Source organism: Blastococcus sp. DSM 46786 (assembly GCF_900109665.1).
In the GTDB taxonomy this organism is placed as follows: Bacteria; Actinomycetota; Actinomycetes; order Mycobacteriales; family Geodermatophilaceae; genus Blastococcus; species Blastococcus carthaginiensis.
Genome location: NZ_FOAO01000010.1, coordinates 95,545 through 103,294, shown reverse-complemented (window position 1 = coordinate 103,294; position 7,750 = coordinate 95,545). Strand labels below are relative to the sequence as shown.

General features: G+C 71.8%; 4 protein-coding genes. All 4 read right to left on the bottom strand.

The features are described 5' to 3' along the window. Positions 1–88: 88 nt before the first annotated feature. Positions 89–832 carry a DUF3566 domain-containing protein gene (locus tag BMW62_RS10920; RefSeq protein ID WP_091930881.1) on the bottom strand — a complete coding sequence of 248 codons (744 nt, stop codon included), beginning with the start codon at positions 830–832 and terminating at the stop codon, positions 89–91. A gap of 107 nt (positions 833–939) precedes the next feature. After that, positions 940–3,408, bottom strand: coding sequence for a DNA gyrase subunit A (gene gyrA / locus BMW62_RS10915; protein ID WP_091930880.1), 2,469 nt, complete (start codon positions 3,406–3,408; stop codon positions 940–942). A gap of 103 nt (positions 3,409–3,511) precedes the next feature. Next, a complete protein-coding gene (gene gyrB, locus BMW62_RS10910; RefSeq protein ID WP_091930879.1) occupies positions 3,512–5,542 on the bottom strand; it encodes a DNA topoisomerase (ATP-hydrolyzing) subunit B in 2,031 nt (676 codons plus the stop codon). Between the two features lie 414 nt (positions 5,543–5,956). Beyond that, positions 5,957–7,744: an ABC transporter ATP-binding protein gene (locus tag BMW62_RS10905; protein WP_211435085.1), complete on the bottom strand. Its 1,788-nt coding sequence runs from the start codon at positions 7,742–7,744 to the stop codon at positions 5,957–5,959. Positions 7,745–7,750 lie beyond the last annotated feature (6 nt).

Below are 7,750 nucleotides of genomic sequence, written 5' to 3'. Positions count from 1 at the left end.
GGAGGGTCCCGGGAAGGGACGACGGCCACGCTCCGCCCCAACTGGGGACGGCACGTGGCCGCGGTGCGATCCGGAGGATCGCAGTGATTCAGTCCCGTTCGGAGAGCGTGACCTCGAGCCCGCCGACCAGGTCGGAGCAGAGGTTGTAGATGAACGTGCCGACGGTGCAGAGCGCGGTGAGCAGGACGACGTTGATCGCCCCGATGACCGCCGCACCCCAGAACACCACGCCGAGGGTCACGACGTCGCCCGTGGACTCCGCGCCCGACGCGCTGCCGATCTGCCCGAACAGGTCGTTCACGGCCTCGAAGACGCCCAGCCCGCCGAGGACCATGTACAGCAGGCCGACCGCCACCATCCAGATGAAGAAGAGTGCGATCGACAGCATCAGCGAGATCTTCAGCGCCGACCAGGTGTCGATGTGGCGCACCTGCAGGCGGGCGCGGCGCGGGCCGCGGCCGGCCTTGCCCCGGCCGGTCCGCGCGCTGCCCACGCCGACGCCCATCGGGCCGGCGCCGCTCTCGGGGCCGCCCGCGGGCGCGTCGCCGTCGTCGGAGGGCGCCTGCTTGGGGGTGTCCTGCGGCGGCGCACCCTGCGGCGCCGTGCCCTGCGGGGCGGCCCCCTGCTGGGCCGGGGTGGCGCCGGTCGCCGGGGTCAGCGGCTGCGGGACGACAGGCGCCGAACCCGTGCCGGGGGCCTGGGCCCGCTGGCTCCCGGTCGCGGGGATGGACTGCGTCGGGGCCGGCTTGCCGTCCGTGGGGGTGCCCTTCGCCGCGCCGCCGTCCCCTGCCCGGGAGTCGGTGCGCACCGAACCGTGCGTCCGGTCGCTCATGCCAGTCTCCCGTTCCGCAGCGGCGACGCCGCTCCTTCAGTTCCGGGCTCCGCGGCGGCTTCTGGCCACCGCGGAGCCGCAGTCGCTTGCGTGACTAACTACTCACCCTAGGCCGGAGGCTCGTCGTTGTCCGTCGTACGCGCGATCGCCACGATCGACACGTCCTCCGGCAAGTTCATGAGCTTGACGCCCATCGTGGCCCGGTCCTTGTTGTGCCGCACCCCGTTGACCGGCGTCCGGATGACGCCGCCACCGGAGGTGATGGCGTAGAGCTCGTCGCCGAGGGTCACCGCGAGTGCCCCGACGAGCGCCCCCTTGCGCGCCTTCGGGTCGGCCGTCAGCACGCCCTTGCCGCCGCGGCCCTGGTTCGGGTAGTTCTCGATGCCGGTGCGCTTGGCGAACCCGCGCTCGGTGGCGACGAGGACGTCGACCCCCTCCTGCGCGACGATCATCGACAGCAGGCGGTCGTCCTCGGACAGCGAGATGCCGCGGACGCCCTCGGTCGCGCGGCCCATCGGCCGCAGCGCGGCGTCGTCGGCCTTGAACCGGATCGACATCGCCTTGCGGGTCACGAGCAGGAGGTCCTGCTCCGGGTCGATCAGCGAGGCGCCGACCAGCTCGTCGCCATCGCGCAGGTTGATCGCGATGACGCCGCCCTGGCGGGGCGAGTCGAAGTCGGTCAGCCGGGTCTTCTTGACCTGCCCCTTGGCGGTGGCCAGCACCAGGTACGGGGCGACCGTGTAGTCCTTGATCTGCATGACCTGGGCGATCTTCTCGTCGCCCTGGAACGCCAGGATGTTGGCCACGTGCGCGCCGCGGGCCGTGCGGTTGGCCTCGGGCAGCTCGTAGGCCTTCGCCCGGTAGACCCGGCCCTTGTTCGTGAAGAACAGGATCCAGTCGTGCGTGGAGCCCACGAAGAAGTGGTCGACGATGTCGTCCTGCTTGAGCTGGGCCCCCATCACGCCCTTGCCGCCGCGGCGCTGCGACCGGTAGAGGTCGCTCTTGGTCCGCTTGGCGTAGCCGGTGCGGGTGATGGTGACGACGACCTCCTCCTCCGCGATGAGGTCCTCCATCGAGACGTCGCCCTCGTTGGCCACGAACTGGCTGCGCCGGTCGTCGCCGTACTTCTCGACGATCTCGGCGAGCTCGTCCTTGACGATCTGCCGCTGACGCTCCGGCGAGGCGAGGATGGCCTGCAGGTCGGCGATGCGGGCCTCGATCTCGGCGAGCTCGTCCATGATCCGCTGGCGCTCGAGGGCGGCCAGCCGGCGCAGCTGCAGGTCGAGGATCGCGACGGCCTGGATCTCGTCGATGTCGAGGAGCTCCATCAGGCCCCCGCGCGCCTCCTCGGCCGAGGGGCTGCGCCGGATGAGGGCGATGACCTCGTCGAGGTGGTCCAGGGCCTTGGCGTAGCCGCGCAGGATGTGCGCGCGCTCCTCCGCCTTGCGCAGCCGGTACCGGGTGCGCCGCTGGATGACCTCGATCTGGTGGTTGACCCAGTTGCGGACCAGCTCGTCCAGCCGGAGCGTGCGCGGCACACCGTCGACGATGGAGAGCATGTTGCAGCCGAACGACGTCTGCAGCTGGGTGTGCTTGTAGAGGTTGTTCAGCACGACCTTGGCGACGGCGTCGCGGCGCAGCGTGATGACCAGCCGGCGGCCGACGCGGTCGCTGGACTCGTCGGCGATCTCGCTGATGCCCTGGAGCCGGCCGTCCTTGACCAGGTCGGCGATGTTCTCGGCGAGGTTGTCGGGATTGACCTGGTAGGGCAGCTCGGTGACGACGAGCTGCACGCGGCCCCGGGCGTCCTCCTCGACGGTGACGACGGCGCGCATGCGCACCGAGCCGCGGCCGGTGCGGTAGGCGTCCTCGATGCCCTCCCGGCCGACGATCAGGCCGTGGGTCGGGAAGTCGGGGCCCTTGATCCGCTCCATGCAGGCGGTGAGGGCCTCCTCGGCCTCCGCCTCGGGGTGGTCGAGCATCCAGAAGACGGCCGCGGCCACCTCGCGCAGGTTGTGCGGCGGCATGTTGGTGGCCATGCCGACCGCGATCCCGGCGGAGCCGTTGATCAGCAGGTTCGGGACGCGCGCCGGCAGGACGACGGGCTCCTGGGTGCGGCCGTCGTAGTTGCCCTGGAAGTCGACGGTCTCCTCGTCGATGCCGGCCAGCATCTCCATGGCCAGCGGCGTGAGGCGGCACTCGGTGTACCGCATCGCGGCCGCCGGGTCGTTGCCCGGCGAGCCGAAGTTGCCCTGCCCGTCGATCAGCGGGTAGCGCATGGACCACGGCTGGGCGAGGCGGACGAGGGCGTCGTAGATCGCCGAGTCACCGTGGGGGTGGTAGTTACCCATGACCTCGGCGACCGGGCGGGCGCACTTCACGTAGCCGCGGTCCGGGCGGAAGCCCTGGTCGTACATGGCGAACAGCACGCGGCGGTGCACCGGCTTGAGGCCGTCGCGGACCTCGGGCAGGGCGCGGCCGACGATCACGCTCATCGCGTAGTCGATGTAGCTGCGCTGCATCTCCTGCTGGAGGTCGACCGCTTCGACGCGGTCGCGGGGTGGGGTCTCCGTCACGGTTCAGGTCTCCACAGGTCGGTGCACAGAGGTGGACAAAAGGCCAAGTCGACCGCTAAGGCCCCGTCCCGCCCCTCGGAGTGGGCCGGGACGGGGCCGGGGTTCAGACGTCGAGGAAGCGGACGTCGCGAGCGTTGCGGGTGATGAAGCTGCGCCGGGCCTCGACGTCCTCGCCCATGAGGATGCTGAAGACCTCGTCCGCGGCGGCGGCGTCCTCCAGCGTCACCTGGCGGAGGATGCGGGTCTCGGGGTTCATCGTGGTCTCCCACAGCTCGCTGGCGTTCATCTCGCCGAGCCCCTTGAACCGCTGGATCATCTCGTCCTTGATCTTGCGGCCGCTCTCGACGCCGGCCTTGACGACGGCGTCGCGCTCCTTGTCGCTGTAGGCGTACTCGTCGCCGACCTTGCCGCCCCACTTGATCTTGTACAACGGGGGCTTGGCCAGGTAGACGTACTGCCCCTCGACCAGCGGCCGCATGAAGCGGAACAGCAGCGTGAGCAGGAGCGTGCTGATGTGCTGGCCGTCGACGTCGGCGTCGGCCATCAGCACGATCTTGTGGTACCGGAGCTTCGAGATGTCGAACTCGTCGTGGATGCCGGTGCCGAAAGCGGTGATCATCGACTGGACCTCGGTGTTCTTGAGGACCCGGTCGATGCGCGCCTTCTCGACGTTGATGATCTTGCCACGGATCGGCAGGATCGCCTGGTACATCGAGTCGCGGCCGGACTTCGCCGAGCCACCGGCCGAGTCACCTTCGACGATGTAGACCTCCGAGTTGCGCGGGTCCGTCGAGCGGCAGTCGGCCAGCTTGCCGGGCAGGCCGCTGACCGAGAGCAGGCTCTTGCGGGCCAGCTTGCGGGCGTCCTGCGCCGCGCGCCGGGCGCGGGCCGCGGAGGCGGCCTTGGTGATGATCGTCTTGGCCTCGGTCGGGTTGGACTCGAACCAGTGCCCGATCTGCTCGTTGCAGATCTTCTGCACGAAGCCCTTGACCTCGGTGTTGCCGAGCTTGGTCTTGGTCTGCCCCTCGAACTGCGGGTCGCCCAGCTTCACCGAGACGATCGCCGCGAGGCCCTCGCGGATGTCGTCGCCGGTGAGCTTCTCGTCCTTCTCCTTGAGCAGCTTCTTCTCGACGGCGTACCGGTTGACGATCGAGGTGAGCGCCGCGCGGAAGCCCTCCTCGTGGGTGCCGCCCTCGTGGGTGTTGATGACGTTGGCGAAGGTGTGCACCGACTCGGAGTAGGCGTCGGACCACTGCATCGCGATGTCCACCGACATGGCCATGTCGTTCTTGCCGGTGCCCTCGGCGGAGAAGCCGATGACCGACTTGTGGATCGGCGTCCGCCGCTTGTTGATGTGGCCGACGTAGTCGACGAGGCCGCCGTCGTACCGGTAGGTGACCTCGGTGGGCTCGAACGCCTCGTCCTCGGCCTCGGTCGGCGTGGCCGCCTCGGCCAGCGACTCCTCGCCCACCCCCGTCTCGGCCTTGGCGTGGCCCGGGCGCTCGTCGCGCAGCACGATGGTCAGCCCGGCGTTCAGGAAGGCCATCTCCTGGAGCCGGCGGTTGATCGTGTCGAACGAGTAGGTCGTGGTCTCGAAGATGCCGCCGTCGGCCCAGAAGGTGATCTGGCTGCCGCGCTTGTCGGTCGGGCCGACCTCCTCCAGCGGACCCGGCTTGGCCTCGGTGTACTCCTGGTGCCACTCCTTGCCGCGGGTCCAGACGCGGACGTCGAGCCTGGTCGAGAGCGCGTTGACGACGGTGACGCCGACGCCGTGCAGACCGCCGGACACGCCGTAGCTCTTGCCGTCGAACTTCCCGCCCGCGTGCAGGACGGTCATGATCACCTCGACCGTCGGCCGCTTCTCGACGGGGTGCATGTCCACCGGGATGCCGCGGCCGTTGTCCTCGACCCGGACGCCACCGTCGGCCAGCAGGGTGACCTTCACGGTGTCGCAGTAGCCGGCCAGCGCCTCGTCGACGGCGTTGTCCACGACCTCCCACACCATGTGGTGCAGACCGCGCTCACCGGTGGAGCCGATGTACATACCGGGGCGCTTGCGCACCGCCTCGAGGCCCTCGAGGACGGTGATGGAGCTGCCGGAGTAGGTGTTGTCGACCTGGGGTGCTGCGACCACGTGGGGCCTTCCTCTCGAGCAACCGGCGCGCCGGGACCCCGAGCACGCGCGGGGGGCCGGGACGGCGCAGGAGGGCGCTCAGCCGGTTGCTGACGGTTTTCGTCTCCCACGATAGCGCGAGGTACGACAGGAACCGTGCCGTGCACGCCCTGACGTCGTGTCTGCGCCGCTCGCAGGATGACCGCCACCATCCTGCTTGCCCCCCGCCCCGACACGCCGCCAGGGACGGCGCTGGCCGGTTCGAGGTCGCGCGCTCGTCGTCGGCACCGCTGGAGTTCCACGTGGAACACGGTCCCGGCGGCGCGGGACGGTGCTGCGCCGGCCGTCCTCCCGCGCCGTACGGCGTCCTCCCTCAGCGCCCACCGCGAGGGAGGACGCGCGATGATCAAGGTCACCTGATCCCGGCCGCGGACGTCACACCAGCAGCTGGGCCGCCGCGAGTTCGCGGTAGAGCGGGCTGCTGCCGACCAGCTCGTCGTGGGTGCCGCGCGCGACCACCCGCCCCTCGTCGAGCACCACGATCTGGTCGCTGTCGAGCACCGTGGACAGCCGGTGGGCGACGACCAGCAGCGCCCGGCCCGCCGACGCCGCCGCCAGGGTGGTGCGCAGCAGCCCCTCGTTGCGCGCGTCCAGGCTGGCCGTCGGCTCGTCGAGCAGCAGGAGCTCGGGGCGGGCGAGCAGCGAGCGCGCGATGGCCAGCCGCTGCCGCTCACCCCCGGACAGCAGCACGCCCTCGTCGCCGACCAGCACGTCGAGCCCGCGCGGCGAGCGCCGGACGACGTCGGTGAGGCCGACGTCGGCGAGCACCGCCCAGAGCTCGGGGTCGGTGGCGTCCGGCCGGGTGAGCAGCAGGTTGTCCCGCACGCTGCCGGCGAGGACGGGGGCCTCCTGCTCGACGTAGCCGAGCCCGGCGCGCAGGGCCGCCCGGGGCAGGTCCCGGACGTCGGTGCCCGCCCACCGGATCACGCCCCCGGAGTGCGGGTAGAAGCCCTCGATCAGCGCCAGCACCGTGGACTTCCCCGCCCCCGAGGGGCCGACGAGCGCGACCCGGCTGCCGGCGGCGACCTGCAGGGACACCCCGTGCAGCACCGGTGTCCCGTCCGGATAGGCGAACGAGACGTCGTCCAGCTCGAGCAGCGGCGCGCCGACCGCCGGGCCGGCCGGCCGCGACCCGGCCCGCTGCGGGCGCTCGTCGTCCTCCGGGGGCAGGGCGAGCACCTCCTGGATGCGGGTGAGGGCCCCCAGGCCGGTCTGCAGCTGGGTCCACGCGCCGATCGCCTGCCCCAGCGGCATGACCAGCAGGAACAGGTAGAGGATGAACGCCACCAGGGACGCCACGGTGATGGAGCCGCTCGCCACCCGGTAGCCACCGACGCCGAGGACGGCGAGGAAGGCGCCCTGCACGGCGATCGACCCGGCCGGCGAGACCAACGCCTCCAGCCGGGCCACCTGGACCCCGGCCGCGTACGCCCGCCGGGCGCTCGCGCCGACGGCCGCGACCTCCCGCGCCGTGGCACCGCTGGCCCGGATGGTGCGCACCGCCGACAGCGCGCGCTCGACCGCCGCGGTCATCGCGCCGACCTCCTCCTGGGCGCGCTGGGAGAGCCGGCGCACGCCGCGGGAGGCCAGGACGGCGGTGACCGCACCGATGGCGACGGCCAGCACCGTCACGAGCAGCAGCCAGACGTCGACCACGGCCATCGCCACCAGCGCGCCGACCCCGACCACCACCGAACCGGCGACGTCGACGACGCCGGAGGTGACCGTGGCGCGCAGCAGGGTGGTGTCCGAGCCGACGCGGGACATCAGGTCGCCGGTGCGCCGGCGGTCGTACTCGGCCACCGGCAGCCGCAGCAGCCGGTCGACCAGCGTGAGGCGGGTGGTGAGCACGAACCCCTCGGCCGTGCGCTGCAGGACGAACTGCTGCAGCGCCGAGAGCGCCGAGGCGGCCACCAGGACGACCACGAGCAGCCCGACCGCGGGGAGCAGCGGCTCACCGGCCCCCACCACGTCGATGACCCGGGCCACGAGGGCCGGCTGGGCGAGCGCGGCGGCCGCCCCCACCAGGGACAGACCCCCGGCCAGCAGCAGCCGACGGCGGTGCGGCCGCAGCAGCGGCAGCAGGTCGCGCAGCCGGGCGGCCGGGGGCGGCGCGGTGCCCCCGGCCGGCCCGGCGGAGTCCGTGGGGGTGGGTGCGGTCACGGGTAC

Coding starts and splice junctions, on each gene's coding strand:
- BMW62_RS10920 (WP_091930881.1), bottom strand. CDS start 832: ATGAGCGACCGGACGCACGGTTCGGTGCGCACCGACTCCCGGGCAGGG.